The organism is Halopseudomonas phragmitis, from assembly GCF_002056295.1.
Taxonomy (GTDB): domain Bacteria; phylum Pseudomonadota; class Gammaproteobacteria; order Pseudomonadales; family Pseudomonadaceae; genus Halopseudomonas; species Halopseudomonas phragmitis.
Window position 1 is genome coordinate 2,068,175 of record NZ_CP020100.1, and the last position, 22,999, is coordinate 2,091,173.

At 59.7% G+C, this 22,999-nt stretch carries 24 protein-coding genes; 11 read left to right on the forward strand and 13 right to left on the reverse strand.

The annotated features are described in order from the left end of the window. Positions 1-145: 145 nt before the first annotated feature. From BVH74_RS09490 to BVH74_RS09515, 6 genes are read left to right on the forward strand one after another with little or no spacing between them, the layout of a single operon-like run. Positions 146-2,947: a monovalent cation/H+ antiporter subunit A gene (locus BVH74_RS09490; RefSeq protein WP_080049835.1), complete on the forward strand. Its 2,802-nt coding sequence runs from the start codon at positions 146-148 to the stop codon at positions 2,945-2,947. After that, on the forward strand, positions 2,947-3,273 hold the full coding sequence (locus tag BVH74_RS09495) for a Na+/H+ antiporter subunit C (protein WP_080049836.1): 327 nt from the start codon (positions 2,947-2,949) through the stop codon (positions 3,271-3,273). Before BVH74_RS09490 ends, BVH74_RS09495 begins: the two co-directional genes overlap by 1 nt. Beyond that, positions 3,273-4,781 carry a monovalent cation/H+ antiporter subunit D gene (locus BVH74_RS09500; protein WP_080049837.1) on the forward strand — a complete coding sequence of 503 codons (1,509 nt, stop codon included), beginning with the start codon at positions 3,273-3,275 and terminating at the stop codon, positions 4,779-4,781. Before BVH74_RS09495 ends, BVH74_RS09500 begins: the two co-directional genes overlap by 1 nt. After that, a complete protein-coding gene (locus BVH74_RS09505; protein ID WP_080049839.1) occupies positions 4,778-5,284 on the forward strand; it encodes a Na+/H+ antiporter subunit E in 507 nt (168 codons plus the stop codon). The genes BVH74_RS09500 and BVH74_RS09505 overlap by 4 nt, the downstream gene beginning before the upstream one ends. Beyond that, complete coding sequence (locus BVH74_RS09510) at positions 5,269-5,538, forward strand: K+/H+ antiporter subunit F (RefSeq protein ID WP_080049840.1); 270 nt, start codon at positions 5,269-5,271, stop codon at positions 5,536-5,538. The genes BVH74_RS09505 and BVH74_RS09510 overlap by 16 nt, the downstream gene beginning before the upstream one ends. A 10-nt stretch (positions 5,539-5,548) precedes the next feature. After that, positions 5,549-5,887 carry a Na+/H+ antiporter subunit G gene (locus tag BVH74_RS09515; RefSeq protein ID WP_080049841.1) on the forward strand — a complete coding sequence of 113 codons (339 nt, stop codon included), beginning with the start codon at positions 5,549-5,551 and terminating at the stop codon, positions 5,885-5,887. A gap of 66 nt (positions 5,888-5,953) precedes the next feature. Here the strand turns inward: BVH74_RS09515 and BVH74_RS09520 are convergent, their stop codons facing one another. After that, positions 5,954-6,502: an OmpA family protein gene (locus BVH74_RS09520; RefSeq protein WP_080049842.1), complete on the reverse strand. Its 549-nt coding sequence runs from the start codon at positions 6,500-6,502 to the stop codon at positions 5,954-5,956. 142 nt (positions 6,503-6,644) lie between these two features. Between BVH74_RS09520 and BVH74_RS09525 the strand changes: the two genes are divergently transcribed. Next, positions 6,645-7,274 (forward strand): hypothetical protein, encoded by a 630-nt coding sequence (locus tag BVH74_RS09525; RefSeq protein WP_131038196.1) that lies wholly within the window; start codon positions 6,645-6,647, stop codon positions 7,272-7,274. A 30-nt stretch (positions 7,275-7,304) separates the two neighbouring features. On the opposite strand, the gene BVH74_RS09530 is transcribed toward BVH74_RS09525, so the two are convergent. The 5 genes from BVH74_RS09530 to BVH74_RS09550 form a co-directional block, all read right to left on the reverse strand. Next, the gene (locus BVH74_RS09530) at positions 7,305-8,006 is read right to left on the reverse strand and encodes an ABC transporter ATP-binding protein (RefSeq protein WP_080049844.1); all 702 of its coding nucleotides are present in this window, start codon (positions 8,004-8,006) and stop codon (positions 7,305-7,307) included. A 12-nt stretch (positions 8,007-8,018) separates the two neighbouring features. Next, entirely contained in the window at positions 8,019-8,786 is a 768-nt protein-coding gene (livG, locus tag BVH74_RS09535) for a high-affinity branched-chain amino acid ABC transporter ATP-binding protein LivG (protein ID WP_080049845.1), read from the reverse strand. After that, positions 8,783-10,042, reverse strand: a complete 1,260-nt coding sequence (locus BVH74_RS09540) for a high-affinity branched-chain amino acid ABC transporter permease LivM (RefSeq protein ID WP_155121768.1) — start codon at positions 10,040-10,042, stop codon at positions 8,783-8,785. The genes livG and BVH74_RS09540 overlap by 4 nt, the downstream gene beginning before the upstream one ends. Continuing rightward, positions 10,042-10,968 (reverse strand): high-affinity branched-chain amino acid ABC transporter permease LivH, encoded by a 927-nt coding sequence (gene livH, locus BVH74_RS09545; RefSeq protein WP_080049847.1) that lies wholly within the window; start codon positions 10,966-10,968, stop codon positions 10,042-10,044. Before livH ends, BVH74_RS09540 begins: the two co-directional genes overlap by 1 nt. Positions 10,969-11,064: 96 nt before the next feature. After that, a complete protein-coding gene (locus BVH74_RS09550) occupies positions 11,065-12,189 on the reverse strand; it encodes a branched-chain amino acid ABC transporter substrate-binding protein (protein WP_080049848.1) in 1,125 nt (374 codons plus the stop codon). Positions 12,190-12,443: 254 nt separating this feature from the next. Between BVH74_RS09550 and BVH74_RS09555 the strand changes: the two genes are divergently transcribed. Then, complete coding sequence (locus BVH74_RS09555) at positions 12,444-12,743, forward strand: DUF2288 domain-containing protein (protein WP_080049849.1); 300 nt, start codon at positions 12,444-12,446, stop codon at positions 12,741-12,743. 81 nt (positions 12,744-12,824) lie between these two features. On the opposite strand, the gene phnE is transcribed toward BVH74_RS09555, so the two are convergent. From phnE to BVH74_RS09575, 4 genes are read right to left on the reverse strand one after another with little or no spacing between them, the layout of a single operon-like run. Beyond that, on the reverse strand, positions 12,825-13,586 hold the full coding sequence (gene phnE / locus BVH74_RS09560; RefSeq protein WP_080049850.1) for a phosphonate ABC transporter, permease protein PhnE: 762 nt from the start codon (positions 13,584-13,586) through the stop codon (positions 12,825-12,827). Then, a complete protein-coding gene (locus tag BVH74_RS09565) occupies positions 13,583-14,425 on the reverse strand; it encodes a PhnE/PtxC family ABC transporter permease (protein ID WP_080049851.1) in 843 nt (280 codons plus the stop codon). Before BVH74_RS09565 ends, phnE begins: the two co-directional genes overlap by 4 nt. Further along, positions 14,416-15,228 carry a phosphonate ABC transporter ATP-binding protein gene (locus BVH74_RS09570; protein ID WP_080049852.1) on the reverse strand — a complete coding sequence of 271 codons (813 nt, stop codon included), beginning with the start codon at positions 15,226-15,228 and terminating at the stop codon, positions 14,416-14,418. The genes BVH74_RS09565 and BVH74_RS09570 overlap by 10 nt, the downstream gene beginning before the upstream one ends. Beyond that, complete coding sequence (locus tag BVH74_RS09575; RefSeq protein WP_080051688.1) at positions 15,225-16,082, reverse strand: putative selenate ABC transporter substrate-binding protein; 858 nt, start codon at positions 16,080-16,082, stop codon at positions 15,225-15,227. The genes BVH74_RS09570 and BVH74_RS09575 overlap by 4 nt, the downstream gene beginning before the upstream one ends. 318 nt (positions 16,083-16,400) lie before the next feature. On the opposite strand from BVH74_RS09575, the gene BVH74_RS09580 reads away from it, so the two are divergent. Then, positions 16,401-17,180 (forward strand): hydroxypyruvate isomerase family protein, encoded by a 780-nt coding sequence (locus BVH74_RS09580; protein ID WP_080049853.1) that lies wholly within the window; start codon positions 16,401-16,403, stop codon positions 17,178-17,180. A 55-nt stretch (positions 17,181-17,235) separates the two neighbouring features. Here BVH74_RS09580 and BVH74_RS09585 read toward each other — a convergent pair whose 3' ends face one another. Then, a complete protein-coding gene (locus BVH74_RS09585) occupies positions 17,236-17,676 on the reverse strand; it encodes a PA0061/PA0062 family lipoprotein (protein WP_080049854.1) in 441 nt (146 codons plus the stop codon). Beyond that, positions 17,676-18,920, reverse strand: coding sequence for a type 2 periplasmic-binding domain-containing protein (locus BVH74_RS09590; protein ID WP_080049855.1), 1,245 nt, complete (start codon positions 18,918-18,920; stop codon positions 17,676-17,678). The genes BVH74_RS09585 and BVH74_RS09590 overlap by 1 nt, the downstream gene beginning before the upstream one ends. 201 nt (positions 18,921-19,121) lie before the next feature. On the opposite strand from BVH74_RS09590, the gene BVH74_RS09595 reads away from it, so the two are divergent. After that, positions 19,122-19,970, forward strand: a complete 849-nt coding sequence (locus tag BVH74_RS09595) for an SDR family NAD(P)-dependent oxidoreductase (protein ID WP_080049856.1) — start codon at positions 19,122-19,124, stop codon at positions 19,968-19,970. Between the two features lie 250 nt (positions 19,971-20,220). Here the strand turns inward: BVH74_RS09595 and BVH74_RS09600 are convergent, their stop codons facing one another. Beyond that, positions 20,221-21,081: an alpha/beta fold hydrolase gene (locus BVH74_RS09600; protein ID WP_080049857.1), complete on the reverse strand. Its 861-nt coding sequence runs from the start codon at positions 21,079-21,081 to the stop codon at positions 20,221-20,223. A 484-nt stretch (positions 21,082-21,565) separates the two neighbouring features. Here BVH74_RS09600 and BVH74_RS09605 point away from each other — a divergent pair, with 484 nt between their 5' ends. Beyond that, positions 21,566-22,753, forward strand: a complete 1,188-nt coding sequence (locus BVH74_RS09605; RefSeq protein ID WP_080049858.1) for a flagellin — start codon at positions 21,566-21,568, stop codon at positions 22,751-22,753. Positions 22,754-22,999 lie beyond the last annotated feature (246 nt).

The window sequence follows — 22,999 nt, forward strand, 5'->3', positions numbered from 1 at the left end:
TCAAATCGATAGTCTGTTTTCATGACAGCGCCTGGCTCTGTGTGGATAATGGTGGGCTTTCCCGGCCATGACAGGGCCGGAATGTCGCTGTCGCCATAGTGAAATCGAAGAAGCCCCACCGGCCATTATATAGAGAGAGTTCTGCATGACCTTGGCGCTAATCGTCTTGCTTCCCTTGTTGGGAACCCTGTTGCCGTTGCTGACCGACCGCTATGGGCGCTCACTGTGCGCTCTGGCAACCATGGTCGCGCCGGTGCTTGGTCTGATCCTGATGTGGCGTCATGTGCCGGCGGTATTCGCCGGTGAGGCGGTAGTTCAGACACTGCCGTGGATCGAACGGCTTGGGCTGAACCTGAGCTTTCGGCTTGATGGCCTGGGCTTTCTGTTTGCCCTGCTGATCCAGGGGATCGGCATTCTGGTCATTCTGTATGCCCGCTATTACCTGTCGAAGAAGGACCCCATGGGGCGCTTCTTCTCCTATCTGCTGCTGTTCATGGCCGCCATGCTTGGCGTCGTGCTGAGCGAAAACCTGCTGCTGATGATGTTCTTCTGGGAGCTGACCAGTCTGTCGTCGTTCCTGCTGATTGGTTACTGGTCACACTCCAGCGACGCCCGCAAGGGCGCGCGTATGGCGCTGGCGGTGACTGGTGGGGGTGGCCTGGCGTTGTTGGCCGGGGTTTTGCTGCTGGGGCATATCGTTGGTAGTTATGAGTTGAGTGCGGTGCTGGCGGCGGGTGAGCAGATCCGTGCCCATGCGCTATATCCGGTGGTGCTGGTGCTGGTGCTGCTTGGGGTGTTCACCAAGTCGGCGCAGTTCCCGTTCCACTTCTGGCTGCCGCATGCGATGGCGGCGCCGACCCCAGTGTCGGCCTATCTGCACTCGGCCACCATGGTCAAGGCCGGGGTTTTCCTGCTGGCACGGCTGTATCCGGCGCTGGCCGAAACTGATCTGTGGTTCTGGCTGGTCAGTCTGACGGGTATGGCCACTCTGTTGTTGGGCGCGGTAACCGCGCTGTTCAAGCATGACCTTAAAGGCCTGCTGGCTTACTCGACCATCAGCCATCTGGGGCTGATTACCCTGCTGTTTGGTCTGGATACCCAGTTGGCGGCAGTGGCAGCGGTATTCCATATCATCAACCACGCGACCTTCAAGGCGTCGTTGTTCATGGCCGCAGGGATCATCGACCATGAAACCGGTACCCGTGACATGCGCCGGATCAACGGCTTGTGGTCCTATATGCCGCACACGGCGACCCTGGCGATGGTCGCTGCGGCGTCGATGGCCGGTGTGCCCTTGCTTAACGGCTTCCTGTCCAAGGAAATGTTCTTTACCGAAACCCTGCAGCAGCACCAGTTCGGCAACTTCAGTTGGGTGATTCCGCTGGTGGCGACCCTGGCCGGGGTGTTCTCGGTGGCCTATTCACTGCGTTTTATCCACGACGTGTTCTTCAACGGCAAGCCGGTCAACTTGCCCAAGTATCCGCCACATGAACCGCCGCGCTACATGAAGGTGCCGGTGGAAATCCTGGTGGCCTTGTGTCTGCTGGTCGGGTTGTTGCCGGCCTTTACCGTAGCCAGCCTGCTCGAGGTGGCGGCCAGCGCCACAGTGGGGGGCGACCTGCCCGAGTACAGTCTGGCGATCTGGCATGGCTTCAACCTGCCGCTGATTATGAGCTTTGTGGCCCTGCTGGTAGGGGTGCTGGTTTACGCCAAGCGCAAACCGCTGTTTGACTGGTACGCTGATTCGCGCTTTGAAAGCCTGGATGCCAAGCTGGTGTTCGAGCGCCTGGTCCAGAGTGCGGTTCGGCGCTGCGGTCAGTTTACGCTGCGTCTGGAGAATGCATCGTTGCAGCGCTATCTGGCCTGTATGCTGATTGCCGCGCTGGTGGTCAGTGGCTACTGGCTGGTGCAACTGCCGGCCCTGCGCGGGGCGCTGGCCCTGGCTCCGATAGACGGTGTAACCCTGGTCGGCACTTTGATTCTGATGATCTCGGCCCTGGCCACGGTGTACTGGCATCGTCAGCGCCTGGTCGCGCTGGTGATGCTCAGCGTGGTGGGCCTGATGGTGGCGCTGGCTTTCGCTCGCTTCTCGGCCCCGGATTTGGCGTTGACCCAGTTGTCGGTCGAGGTGGTGACCATTGTCCTGCTGATGCTCGCGCTGTTCTTCCTGCCGCGCCTGACCCCGGCCGAGTCGAGCAAGCTGCGGCGGGGCCGCGATATCGCTCTGGCGTTGCTGGCCGGCTCGCTGGTGACGATTCTGGCGTTGGCAGTAATGACCCGTCCGTATGACAGCATCGCTGGTTATTTCCTGGCCAACAGTGTCTCGGGCGGTGGCGGCACCAACGTGGTCAACGTGATTTTGGTCGACTTCCGCGGTTTCGATACCCTGGGTGAAGTCACTGTGCTAGCGATTGCCGGGGTGGCGATCTATGCCCTGATTGATGGTCTGCGCCTGCGTATTCCACAAACCGATGCACTGGGGCGGGTCTGGGCTCGCGATGCCCACCCACTGATGCTGGTCAACTTGTCGCGGGTGATCCTGCCGCTGGCGCTGATGGTCTCGGCGTACATCTTCCTGCGTGGTCACAACCTGCCAGGTGGCGGTTTCATTGCCGGTCTGATCACGGCTGTGGCGCTGATCCTGCAATACGTGGGCAGCGGTGAGCAGTGGACCAGTGAGCGCTGGGGTGTGAACTATCACCATATGGCGGGCTGGGGGGTAATCATCGCCGGGGCTACCGGTCTGGTCAGTTGGTTGTTCGGTTATCCGTTCCTGACCAGCGCCTTCGATCACTTCCATATTCCGCTGGTGGGTGAGGTCGAGCTGGCCAGTGCGCTGGTCTTCGATCTGGGGGTTTATCTGACCGTGGTGGGCGCCACCTTGCTGATTCTGGCCAACCTGGGCAAGTTGTCCACGGGCCGGGCCGTGACTGGGGAGAATCTCTGATGGAGCTGCTGTTTGCCCTGACCCTGGGGCTGTTGACCGCCTGCGGCGTATATCTGCTGTTGCGGGCCCGGACCTTTCCGGTTGTGGTGGGCCTTACCCTGATCGGCTACGCCGTCAACCTGTTCCTGTTCGCCATGGGCCGCTTGAACACCGGGATGCCGGCGGTGATCGGCCGGGCCGAGAATTATGCCGACCCTTTGCCCCAGGCACTGGTGCTGACTGCGATCGTGATCGGTTTCGCCATGACTGCCTTTGCTCTGGTGCTGGCGCTACGGGCCCAGGGCGAACTGGACAGTGATCACGTTGATGGGAAGGGGGATCGTTGATGAGTCACTTGCCGATCCTGCCGGTGTTGTTGCCCATGTTCGTGGGCGCGTTGTTGCTGTTGATCGCCCGCAGCAAGATGGTGGTCAAGCGCAGTCTGTCGCTGCTGGCGACCCTGCTGCAGATTCCCCTGGCTTGGGCGCTGATGGGCCAGGCTGGTGAAGGCATCAGTGTTTATGCCTTGGGTAACTGGATGCCGCCGTTTGGCATAGTGCTGGTACTTGATCATCTCTCGGCCCTGCTGCTGATGGTCACGGCGGTGCTGGCCAGTTGCGCGGTATTGTATGCGCTGCGCGGAGATGATGGTCTGGGCCGCAACTTTCATGCGCTGTTCCAGTTCCAGTTGATGGGGATCAATGGTGCGTTTCTGACCGGTGACCTGTTCAACCTGTTCGTGTTCTTCGAGATTCTGCTGATTGCTTCCTATGCCCTGCTGCTGCATGGTGCGGGTTCGGCGCGGGTGCGGGCTGGCCTGCATTATGTGTTGCTCAACCTGTTCGGATCGGCGCTGTTTTTGATTGCGGTGGGCACCTTGTATGGCCTGCTCGGAACCCTGAACATGGCCGACATGGCGGTGCGGGTAGCGGCGCTTGAGCCGGTGGATGCGCCGCTGGTAGGGGCGGCCGGGTTGTTGCTGCTGGTGGTGTTTGGCCTCAAGGCAGCGGTGTTCCCGCTGTATTTTTGGTTACCTCGAGCCTACGCTGCTGCGAGTGCGCCGGTTGCCGCGCTGTTTGCGATCATGACCAAAGTGGGCATCTACTCGATCATCCGGGTTTATAGCTTGATCTTTGGTGAGGCGGCCGGGCCGTTGGCCAATCTGGCCGAAACCTGGTTATGGCCGCTGGCGTTGCTGACTCTGGCTCTGGGGGCGATTGGAGCGCTGGCAGCCAGTACCCTCAATGGTCTGATCGCCTATCTGGTGGTGGTGTCGGTCGGCACGCTGCTGGCCGGTGTGGCGTTGGGCTCTGAAGATGCGCTGGTCGCCACCCTGTATTACCTGATTCACTCGACCTGGATCAGTGGCGCGCTGTTCCTGTTTGCCGGCCTGCTCAGTCGCGCGCGTGGTCCGCGTCATGCCGGACGGCTGGTGCCGGGGCCTACAGTGCCGCATGCGTTGTTGCTCAGCGGACTGTTCTTTATCGCGGCGATTTCTGTAGTTGGTATGCCGCCGCTGTCCGGGTTCGTCGGCAAGCTGCTGTTGCTGCAGGCGGCGGGAGTCGGGTTGGCCGCGTTCTGGCTGTATCTGGTGGTATTGATGGGTGGCTTGCTGGCCCTGATCGGTCTGAGCCGAGCCGGGAGTACCCTGTTCTGGCGTCAGGAGCCGGAACCGGCGACCGGCGAGCCGCTGGATGCCTGGCGCATGCTGGCAGTGCTGCTGTTGCTGGTCAGCAGTCCACTGTTGGTGATCATGGCCGGGCCGCTGCTGGACTATCTGCAGGCCACCGCAGCGCAGGTGTTGGCTCCGACACACTATATCGAGGCGGTGATGAGCATGGGAGGTGAGGCATGATGAGTGCCAAGCGCTGGCTGCCACACCCGTGGCTGAGTCTGTTCCTGGTCATCGTCTGGCAACTGATCATGAATGATCTGTCGGCCGGTACCCTGATCATGGGCTTTATTCTGGCCTGGGGCATTCCGATGCTGACGGACGTGTTCTGGCCGCATCCGCCTACCCTGCATCGCCCCGGCGTGCTGCTGCGTTTTACCCTGCGGGTATTGTGGGACATCGTGGTGGCCAATCTTGATGTCGCCCGACTGATCCTGGGGCCGAGCAAAAATCTTCGCCCGGCCTTTGTCGAGTACCCGCTGGAGCTGACCCACGACTTTGCCATCAGCCTGCTGGCCAGCACTATTTCTCTAACGCCGGGTACGGTGTCGGCCGATATCAGTGCGGACAAGCGCAGGCTGCTGATCCATGGTCTGGACGTGGCCGATGAGCAGGAGCTGATCGCCACCATCAAACAGCGTTACGAACAGCCGCTCAAGGAGGTCTTCGAATGCTCCAATTCGTGATCCTGCTGTGCCTGGGCATCATGTCGGTAGCTGTCCTGCTCAATCTGCTGCGCCTGCTCAAAGGGCCAGACCTGCCGGACCGGATCCTGGCGCTGGATACCCTGTATATCAACGCCATCGCCCTGATCATGCTGCTGGGGCTGTATCTGGCGTCCGATCTGTTCTTCGAGGCTGCGCTGCTAATTGCGGTGATGGGCTTTGTCGGTACCGTGGCAATCGCCAAGCACCTGTTGCGCGGCGACATCATCGAGTAAGGGGACGAAAATGCTCGAAGCGACCTGGATTGAATGGCTGGTAGCGGCGCTGATTCTGCTTGGCAGCCTGTTTGCCCTGATCGGCTCGATTGGTCTGTGGAAACTGCCGGATTTTTTCATGCGTCTGCACGGACCGACCAAAGCCACCACCTTGGGGGTGGGGGCGCTGGTAATCGGTTCACTGCTGTATTTCAGTACCCGTGGCGAGGGCCTTAGCCTGCACGAGCTGCTGATCACTATCTTCCTGTTCATGACTGCGCCGGTCAGTGCCCATATGCTGGCCAAAGCGGCGATGCATGAAAAGCTCAAGCGCGTTGAACGGACTCGGGGCGAGCCTTGGGATCAGTGATGGCTAAAGCGATTGCAGACGCCCCTCTCCGCTAGCGGGAGAGGGGCTGGGGAAGGGGGGGAAACCTCAGTCGGCCATGGCTACCCGGGTGGGGTAGGGCAGCATGACGATTTCCACCCGACGGTTCAGAGCGCGACCGGTAGCGGTGCTGTTGTCGGCGCGGGGCTGATCTTCACCCATGCTGCGCAATTGCATGCGCTGGCTACTGACACCACCTAGCATCAGGACGCTGGCTACGGCCTGGGCGCGTTCCAGGCTCAAGCGCTGGTTCAGTTCCCCGTCACCTACGCTATCGGCATGTCCGACGACATGGAACTGAGTTTCGTCATCGTGTCTAAGTGCCTGAGCCACTTTGCTCAAGGGAACCAGACCTGAAGGCAGAAGTAGAGTGCGCTTGGGGTGGAAGTTGCCGTCAACCGGAATGATAAGGCGGATCTGCTCACCTTCGTGCTCGACTTCGTAACCTTCGCGCTGGGCAAGTTCGGTCAGGCTGGCAACCCGCGATTCGGCCCAGGAAGGCTGAACTGCGGCGCTTTGCTGTACCGGTTGTTTGGCAGAGCAGGCGGTCAGGGCCACGAACAAGGAAGACAGCAGGAGGATTTTTGTGCTTTTCATGGAAGTTCCGATGTTGGTAGAAGGCCGTTCAATGGTGGTGGCTGCTTTATCCACGCAAGGTTACCATCAGAGCCGGCTTTTGTGATCTGCTCAAACATGCAATCTGTCGGTTGAGTCCCGTCAACGCCAAGGAGTTCACAGTATGAGTTCTTGCCTGTCATGGATGCGCGGCGCGCTGGTTGCAGCGGCTGGTTTGGTGCTGAGTGGTTGTGCGCTGTTCGCCACCAGTCCTGAGCAGGGGCCCGAACAGCGTGTCATGGGGCTGCTGGAGCACAGCGGTGGGAATTCCTGGCAGCTGCAGCCCTGCTCGGGCCGAGAGGCTCTGGTAGTAGAGGACGGGGCCGGGCTGGAGGAGTTGTTTGCAGAGCTGGCGCAGCCTGGGCAGAGTGCGATCTTTGTCGATGTCAGTGGTCGGCTGGTGGGGCAGGGCGTGTTGCAGGTCAGTCAGGTGTGGCGCATGCAATCGGTCGGGCGTGGCTGTGCCGATCAGGTTGGGGCCATTGCCCGCTGGGTGGCGCTGGGAGATGACCCGCTTTGGCAGGCTGAGTTGGGTGAACAGGGCATGCGCCTGAACACGCGCGAGTGGGTGCCGGTGATCGATGAGCAGTTGCCCGGTGTTGCCTTGAACTTCCGTACACTGCGTGGTGAGGCGGCGGAGCTGTGGATTTATCCTCAGGGCTGCCGGGCGATTCCAGGTAGTTTCTTCCATCAGCGTGCAGTACTGGAGCATGATGGCCTGCGTCAGGAAGGCTGCGCCTACCGCGGTTGGTAGCAACCTGGGCAGGCGCAACAGGAGGGGGGGTTACCCCCCGAGATAGGCGTCGCGCACCTGTGGATTGGCCAGCAGTGCAGCGCCGCTGTCCTGCATGACAATATGCCCGTGCTCCATCACATAACCACGATCGGCGAGCTTGAGTGCCTGGTTGGCGTTCTGCTCGACCAGAAAGATAGTTACTCCCTGCCTGCGCAGCTCCTCAATGATCTCGAAAATCTGCTGGATGATGATCGGTGCCAGCCCCAGTGATGGCTCGTCGAGCAGCAGCAGGCGTGGCTTGCTCATCAGGGCACGGCCGATGGCCAGCATCTGTTGTTCACCGCCGGACATGGTGCCAGCGCGCTGCTGATAGCGCTCCTTCAGGCGTGGGAACAGTACCAGTGTGGCGTCCAGTTGCTGCTGGAAGGCTTCCTTGCTGGTGAAGAAACCGCCCATCGCCAGGTTTTCCTCGACGGTCAAGCGCGAGAACACGCGCCGGCCCTCCGGCACGATGGCAATATCCTTGCGCATGATTTCGGCTGTACTCAGTCCGGTCAGATCTTCGCCTTCGTAACGAATGCTGCCGCTACTGGGGCGCGGGTCGCCGCACAGGGTCATCAGTAATGTGGTCTTGCCGGCACCATTGGCACCGATCAGGGTAACGATCTCGCCACGCTGGACTTCCAGGCTAACGTCGTGCAGTGCCTGGATCTTGCCGTAGTGGGTCGAGACATTTTTCATGTACAGCATCAGCTCTTGCCCTCAGGTTTCGCCCAGGTAGGCCTTGATCACGTCAGGGTTGCTGCGCACCTGGTCCGGTGTGCCGTTTGCCAGTGGGCAACCCTGGTTGATCACCACGATATGGTCGGAAATGCTCATGACCAGTTTCATGTCATGTTCGATCAGCAGCACGGTGATGCCGTGGGCATCGCGCAGTTCGCTGATCAGCGCCTTGAGATCATCGGTTTCCCTGGGGTTGAGGCCGGCGGCCGGTTCGTCAAGCATCAGCAGTGATGGCTGAGTCACCATACAGCGGGCGATTTCCAGGCGTCGTTGCTGACCATAGGCCAGGCTGTTGGCCGGGCGGTTGGCAAACTCCAGCAAGTCGACCCGCTCCAGCCAGTAGGCGGCCCGCTCCAGCGCCTGCTTCTCGCTGCGGCGGTAGTTCGGGGTTTTGAACAGGCCCGCCAGCAGGCTGGTATTCAGGTGTTGGTGCTGAGCCACCAGCAGGTTTTCCAGCAGAGTCATTTCCTTGAACAGGCGCACATGCTGGAAGGTACGGATCATGCCCTTGCGGGCAACCTTGAAACCGGGCAGGCCCTGAATTTCCTCACCACGAAAGATGATCTTGCCGTCGGTGGGTTTGTAAAAACCGGTCAGACAGTTGAACACCGTGGTCTTGCCGGCCCCGTTGGGGCCGATCATCGATACGATCTGTTTTTCCTGTACGGTCAGGGCAACGCCGTTGACCGCCAGCAGCCCGCCAAAACGCATGGTCAGGCCAGAGACTTCAAGCATGGGCATGGTCATTGGGTGCGTAGCTCCATATGCGGGCGTTTCATTGGCAGCAGCCCCTGCGGGCGCCAGATCATCATCAGCACCATCATCAGACCGAATAGCAGCATGCGGTATTCATTGAATTCGCGTGCCATCTCGGGAAGGATGGTCATGATGATTGCTGCCAGAATTACTCCAACCTGCGAGCCCATTCCACCGAGCACTACAATGGCGAGGATGATTGCCGACTCGATGAAAGTGAACGACTCCGGGCTGATAAAGCCCTGGCGGGCGGCGAAGAAGCAGCCGGCGAACCCTGCAAAGGTAGAGCCGATGGTGAAGGCGCTGAGCTTGACCGCTGTGGGGTTGATACCCAGCGAACGGCAGGCGATCTCGTCTTCACGCAGTGCTTCCCAGGCGCGGCCTATGGGCATGCGCAACAGGCGGTTGATCACATACAGGGTGATCAACACCAGCATCAACGCCAGCAGGTAAAGGAAGATCACCCGGTGGTTGGAGTTGAAGGCAATGCCGAAGAACTCGTGAAAGGTCTGCATGCCTTCGCTGGCGCGGCGGTTGAACTCCAGACCGAACAGCGTTGGTTTGGGGATGCCGCCGATCCCGTTGGGACCATTGGTCAGCCAGGTCATGTTGTTGAGCAGAATGCGGATAATCTCGCCAAAGCCCAGGGTCACGATCGCAAGGTAGTCACCTCGCAGGCGTAGCACCGGGAAGCCGAGAATGAAGCCGAAGAAGGCGCCGAGCAGCCCGGCGACCAGCAGCCCGGTCCAGAAACCCATGCCGAAATACATCGCCAGCAAGGCATAGCTGTAGGCTCCGACCGCATAGAAGCCGACATAGCCCAGATCCAGCAGACCGGCCAGGCCAACCACGATGTTCAGCCCCAGGCCGAGCATTACGTAGATCAACACCAGGGTAGCCAGATCGATGTTGCCGCGGTTGCTGAAGAACGGAAAGACCAGTGCGGCTGCGATCAGAAAACACCAGAACAGGCGCTGGATAACAGGCTTGTCTGTGGTCTCAACCAGCCTGGTCGGGGGCTTGGGCAGGCCGGGTACGGCTTGCCAGGCTTTGCCCAAGTGGTCGCGGAACAGATTGAACAGGAAGATGAACAAGGCTGCGCCGGCAATTTTCCACAGGACATCGGCACCTGCGCCGCTGATGGTCAGACCGGTACCGGACGGGGTCAGGCGCACACCCATCAGCATGGCGGTGAGAACTACCACCACCGCAGCGGAAATAAGCGCGGGTTTCAGGTTGTTACGGATCATACCTTCTCAACCTCCGGGCGACCGAGAATGCCGCTGGGGCGGAACAGCAGGATCAGGATCAGCAGGCTGAAGGCCACAACGTCCTTGTATTCGGTGCTGAAGTAACCGGCGGTCATCGCCTCGGTAATACCCAGCAGCAGACCGCCAAGTACAGCTCCGGGAATGCTGCCAATGCCACCCAGTACTGCGGCGGTAAAGGCCTTGAGGCCAGCCATAAAGCCGATGTAGGGGTTGATCACTCCGTAGTACATGCTCAGCAGTACACCGGCAACCGCAGCCAGGGCCGCACCAATGACGAAGGTCAGGGCGATGATGCCGTTGGTGTTGATGCCAAGCAGATTGGTCATTTTCAGGTCTTCGGCACAGGCGCGGCAGGCCCGGCCCATGCGCGAACGGGAGATGAACAGGGTCAGCAGGGTCATGGTCAGCAGGGTGACCACGAAGATGATCATCTGCATATAGGACAAGGTGGCGTGGAACCCCTCATCCGGGCCGATGCTGATACCACCGGTCACCAGGCTGGGCATGGCGATATCGCGCGAGCCCTGAGCCAGCCGCACCAGGTTTTGCAGGAAGATCGACATGCCGATGGCTGATATGAGTGGAATCAGCCGGTTGCCGCCGCGTAATGGTCGATAGGCAACCCGTTCGATACTGTAGCCATAGGCGCTAGTGACGATCATGCTGATGATGAAGGCGCCGAGAATCATTAGCGGGAGAAACTCGACTCCCATCAAGGCCAGGGCTGCCAATGCCATGAAGGCGATATAGCTGCCGATCATGTAAACCTCGCCGTGGGCGAAGTTGATCATGCCGATAATGCCGTAAACCATGGTATAGCCGATGGCGATCAGGGCGTAGGTACTGCCAACTGTCAGTCCATTGAGCAGTTGCTGGATAAAATAATAAAGGGACTCTGGCATAGCCAAGCTACCTGTTGTGACAGGAACGTCGTTCGGAGGGAACTCACAAAAATCGGGCCCGCTGGGGTGACCAGCGGGCCCGATGACGTTGACGGTTTACTCAGTCAGTGCGGTCTTGGTGGCATCTGCGTGCCATTTGTAGACCACGAAATTGAAGTCTTTCAGGTCACCCTTTTCATCGAAGGCAAGGGTGCCGGTCGGGGTGTCGAAGCTGTTGGCGCGCAAGGCAGCGGCAACTGCCTCGGTGTCTGTGCTGCCGGCCAGCTTGATGCCATCGGCGATCACCTGAACAGCGGCATAGGCCGGAAATACGAACGGCCCTGAGGGGTCTTCGTTTTTGGCCTTGAAGGCTTCGACCAGATGAGCATTTTTCGGGTCTTCGTCAAAGGCCTTGGGCAGAGTGACCAGCAGACCTTCGGAAGCCTGGCCTGCAATCGCGGAAATGTCGCTGTTACCCACGCCTTCCGGACCCATGAAGCCAACGTTCAAGCCCTGTTCGGCCGACTGGCGCAGCAGCAGCCCCAGTTCCGGGTGGTAGCCACCGTAGTAGACGAAATCAACACCAGCCTGGCGCAGCTTGGCAATCAGGGCAGAGAAGTCCTTGTCGCCGGCGGTCACGCCTTCGAAGACTGGCACTTCAATGCTGTTTTCGCGCAGCACATCACGCACGGCGGTAGCGATACCTTCACCGTATTGCTGCTTGTCGTGGATCACTGCGACCTTGCTTGGCTTAATATGTTCAACGATGTACTGACCTGCAGTCGGGCCTTGCAGGCTGTCCAGGCCGATGGTGCGGAATACCAGCTCATAGCCGCGTGCGGTGATATCCGGGCTGGTTGAGGCGGCGGTGATCATCAGCACGCCTTCTTCTTCATATACATCGGAAGCTGGTTGAGTTGAGCTGGAGCAGAGATGGCCTACCACGAATTGAATGCCATCGTTGACAATCCGGTTGGCGACTGCAACCGCCTGCTTGGGATCGCAAGCATCATCGAATACCACACCCTCAAGCTGGCTACCATTGACGCCGCCAGCGGCGTTGATCTGCTCAATGGCCATCTTGGCGCCGATGAACTGCATGTCACCGTACTGCGCTACTGGACCGGTAACCGGACCGGCCAAGGCGATCTTGATGGTGTCGGCCAGGGCAAAGCTACTGACGCTGGCCAGAGCGGTGGCGGCGATGAATTGGGATAGTGCTTTGCGATGCATTTTCTTCATGTTATCTGCTCACTTGTTGTTGTCCGACAAATGAAAGTGCCGAGGGTTGGCGGCTCGGGACCTTCTCCGGGAACTGTACCGGAGCAGTTTAGCAATGGGATATAAGACAGGGAATCGAGCTGTTTCAATTTGCTGACAGATGTCCTTAAAGTGCAACAAAATTACCTATTAGTGACAAATGACCGATTGGTCAGGCTTTTTCCGGGTGCTACCCTACGCGTTTTCAGAGCCCTTCAGCCCCCGGGAGCCCGTCGATGACCAGCCCAAGTGAAACTTACGCCGCCATTTTAGGCTCGACCGGTCGGATCGACTGGAAAACCCTGGAACCGCATTTTGCCCGAGGAGAAGTCCTGGTGGTGGGGGCTGCGCTGGATTTGGTAGCGGTAGCCCAGGCGCTGACGGCCGATGATGCCGACACGGTCAAGGGCTGGATGGATGCTGGGCAGTTCGGCCCGATCAGCAATGAACAGGCCATTGACTGGAGCGAGCGCCACCCCGACAACCTATGGGCCGTGGTTATCCGGCCCTGGGTACTGGTACAGGAGCGGGCCTGAGTCACAGACTGGCAGAGACGCCGTGCTTCGTCATTGCGAGTCGCGCAGCGGTGCGGCAATCCATCCATAAAGAGCGTCAGGTCATAGGCGCCGGCGAAGCCAGGCGCTGAGTGCATCAACCAGCAGCACCATCAGCAGCATTGCCAGAATTACGGTCATCGCCCGCGGTTGCTGGAACAGGCTGAGGGTCACATAGAGCATCTGGCCCAAACCGCCGGCACCGACGAATCCCAGCACCGCTGCCATTCGGATATTGTTTTCCCAGCGATACAGGGTATAGGCCAGCCACTGCGGCAATACGCCTGGCAGGGTGCCGTAGAAAAACGCCGCCACGGTACCGGCTCCGGCTTCACGCAGGGCGTTGGCCGGTTCGGCTGGGGTGTTTTCCAGCGCCTCGGCAAACAGTCGGCCAAGCACGCCAGCGGTGTGCAGGGCAATGGCCAGGGTGCCGGCAAAGGGCCCGAGACCGGCGGCCAGTACCATCAGCGCAGCCCACACCAGTTCAGGTACTGAGCGCAGGGCATTGAGCAGCAACCGGGCCGCTGCCTTGGCCAGCCGACCTAGCCGACCGGCCGCGAGCAGGCTGAGGCCGGCGCCCAGTAGAGCTGCCAGCAGAGTACCGATGGCCGAAATAGCCAGTGTTTCCAGGGCGCCACGACTGATCTGTCTGAGCCAGCTGGCGGAGCTGTCGGGCGGGAAGAAAGACAGTGCATAGGCCTGCATCTGCTGTGGGCTGTCGCCGCGCAGCAGGCCTCTCAGGTCCATATCCAGATACCAGAACGAGGCGATCACCGCTGCGCCAATCAGCAGCAGCCAGCCTATGGCTTCCCCGCGTCGGCTCATGCCAGCCTCCGGCGTAGCAGGGTGCTGAGCTGGTCGGCCAGTAGCACCAGCAGCAGGAAGGTCAGCAGAATGCTGACCACTTCGCCGCCGGCGAACATTCGGATCGACAGGTCGATCATCTGGCCCAGTCCACCGGCTCCGACAAAGCCCATGATGACTGAGGCACGTACCGCACATTCCCAGCGGTACAGAGTGTAGGAGGTCAGCTCCTGGGCGGCAGCCGGCAGGATGCCGTAGCAGAATGCCGCGAGGCGACCACTGCCGGCCTGCAACAAGGCTTGGGCTGGACGCTGGTCGACCGACTCGCAAATTTCCGCATAGACCTTACCGAGCATACCGCTATAGGTGATGGCGATAGCCAACACGCCAGCCGTTGGTCCAAGACCGACAGCGCGAACAAACAGCAAGGCCCAGACGATTTCCGGCACGCTGCGCAGGATGATCAGCAGCAGTCGTACCGGGTAGCGAATCAGGCCACTGCGCAGTGCCGGCTTGCCATGCAGTAAGGCGGAGATCGACAGCGCTTGGGTGGCGATCAGCCCCAGCGGGATGGCCAGCAGCAGGGCCAGGACCAGGCCGGCGGTGGCCATTGCCAAGGTCTCTAGCGTGGCCTTGCCGAGCAGGGCGAGAAACTCTGGGGAGGTGTCCGGCGGCCAGAAGCCGGCAAGAAAACGGCCGAAGGTATCCAGGTTGCGCGAGTCCAGCAGGCTAGCGGGATTGAATTCGGTCAGCACCAGCCCCGGCCATAACAGAATCAGGACGCCCAGGGTCACCAGTGCCCGTGGCAGGGCGGCAGGATCGCGCCAATACTGCGCCTGTGCGCCTGGTTTCAGAAACATCGCGGGATATTGACGGCGTCGACGGCGCTGGGAGAGGGGGGCGGTGACTCACCACTATCCAGGCTGGCGTTGACATAGAGTTGTTCAAGATCGCGCTGGCTGACGTCACTGGCGGGCTTGTCGAACAGCAACCGGCCTTCACGCAGGCCAATGACCCGAGGGAAATGACGCAGGGCCAGGTCAACCGCATGCAGGCTGGCAATCAGGCTCACGCCGCGCTCGTTGGCCAGTCGGTTGAGCAGCCCCAACGTGTGATCAGCCAGCACAGGGTCCATGGCCGAAACCGGCTCGTCGGCCAGCAGCAGGTCGGCGCCCTGGTATAGCACCCGGGCGATGCCGACGCGCTGTAGTTGACCGCCAGAGAGCTGATCGCAACGCATAAACAGCTTGTCGGCCAGATCCAGTGGGGCCAGCGCTGCGTGGGCACCGGCAATATCCAGGGGATAACACAGTGACAACAGCGCCTTGCCCAGCGACCAGTGGCCGAGACGTCCGGCCAGCACGGCTGTCACCACGCGCTGGCGCGGTGGTAGCGGCGGGCTTTGATGGATCAGCCCGATGCGCCGACGCAGATGTCGCAGTGCCTGGCCACGCAGACGGGCCGGCTGGCTACCGAGTAGCTGGAGTTCGCCCGTGCTGGGCAGCAGACTGGTGCCCAGCAAACGCAGCAGGCTGGTTTTGCCAGCCCCGGAAGAGCCGATGATGGCGACCCGCTCGCCGGCCTCAATCTGCAGATTGACCCCCTGCAACGCAGCGAAGCCATTGGCGTGGGTCAGCCCCACGCCATCAAGCCTGATGCTCACTGCAACAAGCCGGCAGCTCGGGCGGCTTGCTCGATACCTTCGTAGTTCTCCGGCCGAGTTTCGATGAAGCGGCTGGCACGCTGCAGGTCGAGAATGGCCTTGTGCTCAGGATTGGCCGGGTCGAGCTTGAGGAACGCGGCCTTGATCCGTTCGACCAGTGCTGGGTCGAGATCGCCGCGCACGGTCCAGTTGTAGTCGAAATAGGTCGGGGTAACCTGATAAACGCGTACCTTGCTGGTGTCGACCTTGCCTTCGTCAGCCAGTTTTTCCCAGACCGAGGCATTCAGGACGCCGGCATCGACCCGGCCGGATTCGACCCAGGCGACAGTCGCATCATGGGCACCGGAGAAGCCGATGCGGCTGAAATGGCTATCTACCTCAATACCGTCCTGCTGCATGAAATAACGCGGCATCAGGTGCCCGGAGGTGGACGATACCGAGCCGAAGGCAAAGCTCTTGCCGGCCAGGTCTGCATGGCTGTTGACCTTGGGGTCGGCGGTGATGAAGGTGCTGGTGAAGACCTCATCCTGCTCGCGTTGTACCAGCGGGATGGCATCACCGGTACGCAGGCGGGCCTGAACAAAGGTGAAACCGCCCAGCCAGGCCATGTCCAGGCGCTTGGCGCCGAGAGCCTCGACTACACCGGCGTAGTCGGAAACTGGCTGAAACTGCACGCTCAGGCCCAGTTCCTGTTCGAGATATTCGCCCAGCGGCTTGAATTTGCGCAGCAGCTCGGTCGGAGCTTCGTCGGGAATGGCCGAGACGCGCAGCACGTCCTGGGCCTGCGCAGTGGAAAACAGGGTGGCAACGGACAGGCATGCGCCGGCCAGCACGGCCAGCGGTCGTTTGATCATCGACATGTGGTTTCTCCGGTTCAATAGCGGATGACTCCGGGCCGGGTGTCGAGACCGGCCAGGGCGTGGCGCAAGTTTAGAGCAATCGACTGGCGGAGCAAGCGGGAAATGCTTGGCGCGGCAGGCTCCGAGCCTTCGATAAGGCATCTTCTGCCAATGCGAGGAGCGCAGCGACGCGGCAATCCACAGGCCGCATGGATCACCACGCGGCTGCGCCGCTCGTGATGACGGGGCTGGCGGTCTGGGCGATGCAGGCTTTCTTGCCGCCAAACAGACGGTTAGGATTGTCATTCTTTTTTAGCGTTCAGGAGCCACCTGATGCCTTGGCCGATAGCTGCCAACCTGTCGATGCTGTTTACCGAAGTGCCGTTGACCGAGCGTATCGAAGCAGCGGCCAGCGCAGGCTTTGACGGCGTGGAAATCCAGTTCCCATATGAACTGCCAGCGCAAGAGCTCAAATCCCGGCTGGAGTCGGCCAGGATGCCGCTGGTACTGATCAACCTGCCGGCGGCCGACTTGTTGCAAGGCGGTCCGGGACTGGCAGCGGCGCCGGGCCGAGCTGCCGAGTTCGAGCAGGCGCTGGAACAAGGGCTGGCTTATGCCGCGCAGGTCAGGCCACAGCGAATCAATGTCCTGCCTGGGCGGCTGGTCGAAGGGCTGAGTCGTGAGGCGGCTCTGGAAACCCTGGCCGAACGTTTGCAACGCGCTGCCCAAGCTTTTGCCACGATTGGGGTAGGGGTGACCTGTGAGGCAATCAACCGACACGACATGCCGGGTTTTGTGCTGTCTACTTCGGCTGAACTGCTGGCCATGCTGGAGCGGGTAGGGCATGCCAATCTGTCAGCGCAACTGGATCTGTACCACATGGCCCGGATGGACGAAGTGCCTGCGGACAGTATCGAGCGATTGGCCGGACGGATTGGTCATGTGCAGTTTGCTGATAGCCCGGGGCGGGCTGAGCCGGGCACTGGCGTGCTGGATTTTGCTGGCGCTTTGGCCGCTTTGGAGCGAGCTGGTTATCAAGGCTGGCTTGCTGCCGAATATCGCCCAGCCAGCAGCACAGCGGCCAGTCTGGACTGGCTGGCGCGGTGGCAATAGCACTGGAGTGTTTTCACATCAGCGTCATCACGAGTGGCGCAGACACATTCTTCAGTCAGAGTCCTGGTCCGCAGCGAATGATTCGAGCCCTGGTCAGACGTTCACCTTCTGGATTCAGTAGCCAGGCTGCGGGCTGCCAGCCCCTGCGTTCAGCGTAAATCTGATACTGCTGACCGGCCCGGAAGTCATCATGGCTCAGGCCGAGAATGCAGGTGCGCTCGCGACTTTCCAGGCGTCCACCGTTACGCTGCCCGCCGCCGGGTACCTCGAACTGGAAGCGAACCTGCAGTTCGTGCGAGCCAGGCGGCAGGTCGGGAAATCTCAGACTACGCACCAACTCGCCATTGAGGCGGTAAGCGCGCAACTGCTCGAGCGGCATCGAGGTGCGCTGTTCGATCCTGACCTGCTGGCTGTCCAGCGGTGGGGTCGGCTGCTGGGCGCAAGCCGACAAGGTGCAGCAGAAAAGGCCCATGGCTGCGGCCTTGAGAGGAAACATTACAACTCTCCACTGATTCCGTTCATGCGTAGGGCCAACTCGATATCCAGACCAATGACCAGAACACCAACCACCTTGCCGCTTATGGGGTCGATGATCTGGCTGCTGACGTGTACCTGAAAACCCTGTGTTGACTGATCATACTCCAATGGCCCCATGAACGGGGTGGTGTTACTGGCGAAAAATGACTCGGTGAACTTGGCTTCGTCACCTTGCCAGTAATCTGTGGTGATCTCGCTGACAGCGACATTCAGGCCCAGATAATCAGTCACCATGACCTCGGTAATCAGGCCATTGTGGCGAATCTGTTGATCAGTCAGCCAGTGTGACAGTGGGTGAGCCAGTACGCTATTGATCAGTGGACGCTCATGCTGGCTGGTCTCCGCGATCCACTGCTGATCGAGCTGAATGATACGGGTGACGTCCAGTTGCTGGTGGCGGCGGTTCTGTTCCAGCACCGCCTCAATAATTTCGGGCTTGCCGGGCCAGTCGGCGAACAATTGTTGATGCAGTACCTGGATGCGTTCACGCTCCTCCGCGGTGAGGGTAGCCATTTCCGGAATGCAGTGGAAAACCTCGTCGTTGAAGCGGCTTAAAAAGCTCGGGTGACGATGCAGAAAGTCATCGGCGAAGTACACCCCGAGATTGGTGTACTGCTGGAAGTGTTGATGTCGGGGGCGCAGTCCAAGCGGGAGCGGGGTTAGTTCAATACGCAGGGTGCGCTGATCGGCCAGGAAAGCGTCGATACGCCCACGTTCAAGCAACTGTAACAATTGCCGGGTATTGCCGACCAGGGTGTTGACCTCGACTCCCTGCTTCTCCAGCCAAGCCACCTGATTACTGCCGCGGATGCCGCCAATCTTTAACTGAGGGTCGCTCGTTCGGCGAGGCTCGAGAGGGTGCTCGGGGTTGTTGCTGTACCAATACCATTTCTCCAGTGCCAGAGGTGCCGAGAGTTGGGCAAATTCGTTGGCCCGGCGGGTGCGGGTGGCGGAGAAAAAACCGTCAGCTCGCCCCTGACTGACCTCATGAATCGCACGCTCCCAGGGCAGCACTCGAATTTCGTAAGGCTGGGCCAGCGCCTTGAAGATACAACTCAGGGCCGTAACAGAACTACCGCCCAACTGGTCACCTTCCTTTACCTGGTAAGGTGGAAATATATCGGTATTGAGTCTGACAGGATCAGAGGCAGCAGCCAGGCTGGCGCAACCACACAGCATGAGGATGCTGGCAAGGCGAAACATGTTGGGCGTCCTTTCGGGTGTATGGAGTCACTATAGAATCGCTTGGCCTGCTGCGCCGCTCGACCATAAGCTCTGTTACTAAATCGCGATCACGGTCACGCATAGCGCTGGTTCTGACCATCCTGGACAGGCATCCTATTCATCATATTTATGATGATGTGTGGAATATATCAACTTCACGAGTTTTGAGGAGATAGGCCGATGAAAGATTTTCAGGGCAAGGTGGCGGCGATTACCGGTGGTGGCAGTGGTCTGGGGCGTGAACTGGCACTGTGCTGCGCCGCCCGGGGCATGAAGTTGGTGCTGGGTGATGTGGATGAGAAGGGTATGGTGGAAACCCAGCGCTTGGTCGAGGCCGCTCATCCGGGTACCGAAACCACAACCATGCGCCTGGATGTCTCCAGTCTGGATCAGGTTCAGGCTTTTGCCGATCTGTGCAAGAGCAGCTTCGGCGGAGTTCACCTGGTGTTCAATAACGCTGGTGTCAGCGTCGGTGGCCCGGTGTGGGAAAACACAGTGGCTGACTGGGACTGGGTCATGGGCGTTAACCTGTATGGCGTGGTCTGGGGTGTCAAGGTGTTTACACCGCTGCTGATCGCGCAGGGCGAAGGGCATATCATCAATACCGCATCGGCTGCCGGTTGGCTCAATGGGCCGAGCATGGCTATCTACAACGTTACCAAGCACTCGGTGGTCGCGTTGTCGGAAACTCTGGCGCTGGACCTGCGTGATGTCGGTGCCAATGTTGGCGTGACCTGCCTGTGCCCGGCTTTCTTCCCCACCGGCATCTCTGACTCGGCCCGCAATCGTCCGGCCGACAAGGCTGAAACCATTACGCCGAGCGACGTCATGCTCAAGCGTGCCGAGCTGACCAAAGCCGCCGTGGCCAAGGGCAAGATTCAGGCTGCCGATATCGCTGAAATGACCCTCAGGGCGGTGGAGAATGATCAGTTCTACGTCTTCCCGCATCGCAAGATCAAGGAGCTGATCAAGCTGCGTGCTGCTGCGGCAGAGCGTGAGCAGGTTGTGTTCGATTCGCTCAACCCCTGAGTAAAAAGCTCCCCCCGACAGCTGGATCGCCACAGGTCTACGGCCTTCGCGATGACGGGGGGAGCCAAGCCAGACATTCCCTGCGCCACCTCGTCATTGCCAGTCGCAGGGGGCGGCCATCCGCCGATGTGGCAATCCATCAGTGCCTGGGCCAGTACACCCCCTGGATCGCCACAGGCCTACGGCCTTCGCGATGACGGGAGCGGGAGCCAAACTCAGGCGTTCCCCGTCCTCCACCTCGTCATTTTATCTACACAGCCAACGCCAATCGCTGCTCGGCCACCCCCTGGCGCAGGAAAAACCGCTCCACCGCCGAGCGGGTATCCTGCCAGGCCGTCTTGTGTTCCATTTCCAGAAAGTGGCCGCTGTGAGCTATGGTTGCGAACTGAGCCTGTGGCGCCAGTTTGGCAAAGCCGCGTGCATCATCCGGGCTGGTGTAACGGTCCCACTCGCCATTGACGAACAGCAACGGCAGGTCGATATTGGTCACGCAGCTCATATAGCTGTTGCTGTCCAGGCCCAGTACCTGGCGTATATGGAACAGCATCTGCGCATACTCGTGCTCTTCAAGGCTGCTGACATGGCGAAAATTGCAGCGCCTGAATAGGGGCGGCAGATATTCACCGATGGTGTCATTGACCAGATTGCCCACCGCCTGGCGGTCACAGGCCGCCAGATGGGTCTGGCCGCGACTGAGATAGTCATGCATCGCGCTGTTGAGAATCGGCGAGAATGAGCTGACCACGGCACTGCGGATCCGTGCGGGTCGCTGAGCCAGGGCCAGCAGTGTGGCGACGCCGCCCCAGGAGAACGAGTAGATGTGGTCGGCACTAAAGTGCTCGATCAGATCCAGCAGAATCAGTGCCTCGTCCTCCTTGCCAATCAATGGCAGGATTGGGTTGTGCGGGCGTGAGGCGCCAGCATAAGGCTGGTCAAACAACACCACATTGAACAGTGGTTGGAGAAACCGCAACGCCTGGCTGAACGAGGCGCTGGTGGCCAGCGAGCCGTTGACCAGAATGATGGTAGCGGTTGCGTCGGGGTTCGGATAACACCAGGTGTGCACCTTCATATCTCGGTGCACGCGAATTACTGCCTTTTCAGCGTACATGGGGGCACCTCGGAATGTTGAAGGCGAGCGTTTAGCGCGCCGGTGAAGAGTGCCACCAGCTAACCGCACCCAGATGACAGCAGCGTGTCATGGCCGCAGCCGTTGGTCGGGTGTAACTGGCTGTTCATGAATCCTGTAAGGCGGGAGCATCCGCTCCCGCAGCGAGCCCGCCGCATCCCTGTCCTGGAGCAGATGCTCCAGGCTCCCAGGAAACCCCAGGCCACTCTCAAGCCCGCCCCTGCCTGCTGATAACCTCATGACGGTTAAATTTGCATGTCAAAATGCTGTCAATAGAGCCTTGAGAGGCGATGACTGGCTGCAAGTGCCTGTCAAAAAGAAAGAAAAAAATCCTTAAAAAGGTCCTAAAGCTCCCCGAACAGACGCCGATAAAGTAATCGAATGCGAACTCTATGGGTGCCTGGGCAAGTCCCACCTTGGAGGCGCAGGCTCAGGCAAACATTATTAGGTCCTCTGGAGGCATGACATGTCCTTGACCGTTAATACCAACGTCGCGTCGCTGAATACTCAGCGCAACCTCAACAGTTCGGCCAGTTCTCTGCAGACATCCTTGCAGCGCCTGTCCACCGGTTCGCGTATCAACTCCGCCAAGGATGATGCCGCAGGTCTGCAGATTGCCAACCGTTTGACCAGTCAGGTCAATGGTCTGAATGTGGCGGTGCGCAACGCCAATGACGGTATCTCGCTGGCGCAGACAGCTGAAGGTGCTCTGCAGCAGTCGACCAATATCCTGCAACGCATGCGTGATCTGGCCCTGCAGTCGGCCAACGGTTCCAACAGCACTTCCGAGCGTGAGGCATTGAACGCCGAAGTAACCCAGTTGAAGAAAGAAATCGACCGAATCAGCAATACCACCACCTTCGGTGGTCGCAAGCTGCTGGATGGCAATTTCGGCATTTCCAGCTTTCAGGTTGGCTCTGCGGCTAATGAAATCATCAGTGTCGGGATTGGGGAGATGAGTTCCAGCTCTTTGGAGGGTACTTACTTCTCTGGTAACAGTGCGGAGTTTGATCCGGCGGCAGGTACCATCGTAGCAGGTGATGTGACCGTTGCCCTGACGCTGACAACGGGTACTGTAAACGTGACAGCTACCATGAGTGGCGGCGAAACCAATAAGCAGGCGGCAGAAAAAATTGCGGCAGCGGTGAATGATGCCAATGTTGGCGTGGGTGCCTTCGTTGAGGAGGACCCTGACAATGCTGGCGACTTCCTGATCAAATACGTTTCCAAGGCGGATGATGATGGCGCCTCTCTGTTGACCAGCGTAGCAGTAACCGACACTGATACTACAGGTGTGGGTACGCTCGGTTCTGCGGCAGCTATGACAGCTTCGACTGACAATACTGTCAAGGATATCGACATTACTACAGCCTCAGGTGCGCAGGCAGCAGTGCTGGTTATCGATGATGCGATCAAGATGATCGACTCCCAGCGCGCTGACCTCGGTGCGGTACAGAACCGCTTCGAGAACACCATTGCCAACCTGCAAAACATTGCCGAGAACGTGTCGGCCGCCCGTGGACGGATTCAGGACACCGATTTTGCCGCGGAAACTGCGAACCTGACCAAGAATCAGATTCTGCAGCAGGCCGGTACCTCTATCCTGGCCCAGGCCAACCAGTTGCCGCAGGCGGTACTCAGTCTGCTGGGCTGATCTGGCAGTAGGGTTGGTTTTCAACACAAGCCGGGCTTATGCCCGGCTTGTGTGTATTTGCGGCAGGCGCTTGCCTGCGCGGCAAAAGTTTGCCGGAATATCTCGGCAGTCAGTCGGTCTGGCTGGCTGTAAGTGGCCGTGGTTGGGCGCTTTATTGTTGTTGGCACACTTCCTGCTCATTCAACCTTGTGACATTAAAAAGCGGCAATGCAGTCGTTCGTCTGCATCGATGCCGAATATTCGTTG

Excerpts from the sequence above, each read along its gene's own strand:
- BVH74_RS09490 (WP_080049835.1), top strand. The coding sequence starts at position 146 with ATGACCTTGGCGCTAATCGTCTTGCTTCCCTTGTTGGGAACCCTGTTG.
- BVH74_RS09495 (WP_080049836.1), top strand. The coding sequence starts at position 2,947 with ATGGAGCTGCTGTTTGCCCTGACCCTGGGGCTGTTGACCGCCTGCGGC.
- BVH74_RS09500 (WP_080049837.1), top strand. The coding sequence starts at position 3,273 with ATGAGTCACTTGCCGATCCTGCCGGTGTTGTTGCCCATGTTCGTGGGC.
- BVH74_RS09505 (WP_080049839.1), top strand. The coding sequence starts at position 4,778 with ATGATGAGTGCCAAGCGCTGGCTGCCACACCCGTGGCTGAGTCTGTTC.
- BVH74_RS09510 (WP_080049840.1), top strand. The coding sequence starts at position 5,269 with ATGCTCCAATTCGTGATCCTGCTGTGCCTGGGCATCATGTCGGTAGCT.
- BVH74_RS09515 (WP_080049841.1), top strand. The coding sequence starts at position 5,549 with ATGCTCGAAGCGACCTGGATTGAATGGCTGGTAGCGGCGCTGATTCTG.
- BVH74_RS09520 (WP_080049842.1), bottom strand. The coding sequence starts at position 6,502 with ATGAAAAGCACAAAAATCCTCCTGCTGTCTTCCTTGTTCGTGGCCCTG.
- BVH74_RS09525 (WP_131038196.1), top strand. The coding sequence starts at position 6,645 with ATGAGTTCTTGCCTGTCATGGATGCGCGGCGCGCTGGTTGCAGCGGCT.
- BVH74_RS09530 (WP_080049844.1), bottom strand. The coding sequence starts at position 8,006 with ATGCTGTACATGAAAAATGTCTCGACCCACTACGGCAAGATCCAGGCA.
- livG (WP_080049845.1), bottom strand. The coding sequence starts at position 8,786 with ATGACCATGCCCATGCTTGAAGTCTCTGGCCTGACCATGCGTTTTGGC.
- livH (WP_080049847.1), bottom strand. The coding sequence starts at position 10,968 with ATGCCAGAGTCCCTTTATTATTTTATCCAGCAACTGCTCAATGGACTG.
- BVH74_RS09550 (WP_080049848.1), bottom strand. The coding sequence starts at position 12,189 with ATGAAGAAAATGCATCGCAAAGCACTATCCCAATTCATCGCCGCCACC.
- BVH74_RS09555 (WP_080049849.1), top strand. The coding sequence starts at position 12,444 with ATGACCAGCCCAAGTGAAACTTACGCCGCCATTTTAGGCTCGACCGGT.
- phnE (WP_080049850.1), bottom strand. The coding sequence starts at position 13,586 with ATGAGCCGACGCGGGGAAGCCATAGGCTGGCTGCTGCTGATTGGCGCA.
- BVH74_RS09565 (WP_080049851.1), bottom strand. The coding sequence starts at position 14,425 with ATGTTTCTGAAACCAGGCGCACAGGCGCAGTATTGGCGCGATCCTGCC.
- BVH74_RS09575 (WP_080051688.1), bottom strand. The coding sequence starts at position 16,082 with ATGATCAAACGACCGCTGGCCGTGCTGGCCGGCGCATGCCTGTCCGTT.
- BVH74_RS09580 (WP_080049853.1), top strand. The coding sequence starts at position 16,401 with ATGCCTTGGCCGATAGCTGCCAACCTGTCGATGCTGTTTACCGAAGTG.
- BVH74_RS09585 (WP_080049854.1), bottom strand. The coding sequence starts at position 17,676 with ATGTTTCCTCTCAAGGCCGCAGCCATGGGCCTTTTCTGCTGCACCTTG.
- BVH74_RS09590 (WP_080049855.1), bottom strand. The coding sequence starts at position 18,920 with ATGTTTCGCCTTGCCAGCATCCTCATGCTGTGTGGTTGCGCCAGCCTG.
- BVH74_RS09595 (WP_080049856.1), top strand. The coding sequence starts at position 19,122 with ATGAAAGATTTTCAGGGCAAGGTGGCGGCGATTACCGGTGGTGGCAGT.
- BVH74_RS09600 (WP_080049857.1), bottom strand. The coding sequence starts at position 21,081 with ATGTACGCTGAAAAGGCAGTAATTCGCGTGCACCGAGATATGAAGGTG.
- BVH74_RS09605 (WP_080049858.1), top strand. The coding sequence starts at position 21,566 with ATGTCCTTGACCGTTAATACCAACGTCGCGTCGCTGAATACTCAGCGC.